Source organism: Paraferrimonas sp. SM1919 (assembly GCF_010993985.1).
Classification (GTDB): Bacteria; Pseudomonadota; Gammaproteobacteria; order Enterobacterales; family Shewanellaceae; genus SM1919.
On sequence record NZ_WINH01000057.1, the window covers coordinates 1 to 1,262 of the forward strand.

General features: G+C 43.3%; 1 protein-coding gene. It reads left to right on the forward strand.

Annotation, left to right across the window (positions count from 1 at the left end; translation table 11 throughout):
* Positions 1-73 precede the first annotated feature (73 nt).
* Positions 74-1,254, forward strand: a protein-coding gene (locus GFB48_RS17095) for an IS3 family transposase (RefSeq protein WP_163938649.1) whose coding sequence is annotated in 2 segments (ribosomal slippage) — positions 74-332 and positions 332-1,254 — 1,182 coding nt in all. Because the reading frame shifts where the segments join, the coding sequence is not laid out codon by codon here.
* The last annotated feature ends 8 nt before the right edge of the window (positions 1,255-1,262 follow it).

Below are 1,262 nucleotides of genomic sequence, written 5' to 3' on the forward strand. Positions count from 1 at the left end.
TGTAGTGGCATAGTTAATTTGGCCACCTGATTAGAGGTGTTAAAATACACCTCATAGCATAACAGGTGACACTATGAACGAACGTACCAGACGCACATTTAGTGCTGAATTTAAGCTTGAAGCAGCTCAGCTTGTGACTGAGCAAAATTACTCGATTAGAGAGGCGGCTGAAGCCATGGGAGTGGGTAAATCCACCATGGATAAGTGGGTTAGACAATTAAAGAATGAGAACCAAGGGATCACACCCAAAGCCTCACCTCTAACACCAGAACAAATCGAGCTTCGTAAACTAAGAAAGCGAATCGCTGACCTAGAAGAGCATAATGAAATATTAAAAAAGGCTACAGCTCTGTTGATGTCGGACTCGCTGAACAATTCTCGATAATCGAGAAACTCAAACAGAGCTATACCATAAAACGACTGTGTAAAGTGTTTGGTGTGCATCGCAGCAGTTATAAATATTGGCGCTCGAGATCGAAAGAGATCGATGCTTCTGAAGTTGATCTACGGGCGAAAGTCAAAGCCGCGCATAGAGCCAGCCATGGCTCTGCAGGTGCTCGAACTGTGGCCGATATCCTAACGAATAGTATGGATACGCCGTTAAGTCGTTATCGTGCAGCTAAGTTAATGAAAAAGTTAGGGTTAGTAAGCTGCCAAGTACCTAAGCATAAATATAAGAAGGCCTCTTTAGAGCATATTGAAATCCCAAATCATTTAGATAGACAATTTGCGGTAACAGCTCCTAATCAGGTTTGGGTTGGTGATGTCACCTATATATGGGCAGGGAATCGCTGGGCATATTTGGCTGTTGTTATCGACTTATTTGCTAGAAAACCTGTCGGCTGGGCGATGTCTCATTCACCCGATACTGCGCTAACATGCAAAGCATTAAAGATGGCTTATGAGTCACGGGGAAAACCAGAAGGTGTGATGTTCCATAGCGACCAAGGCAGTCATTACACCAGCCGTAAGTTCAGACAAACATTATGGCGTTATCAGATAAAGCAAAGCTTATCTCGTCGAGGTAACTGTTGGGATAATGCGCCAATGGAACGCTTTTTTAGAAGCTTAAAGACAGAATGGGTTCCTGCTAGCGGCTACCAAAGCTTTGCACAAGCTTGGAAGCATATCCTTGAATACATCACTGGATATTACAGTCAGTTGAGGCCGCATCATTATAATGGTGGGCTAACTCCGAATGAATCGGAAAGGCGATACAAAGAAACTTATAAAACTGTGGCCAATTTTAGTTGACCACTACA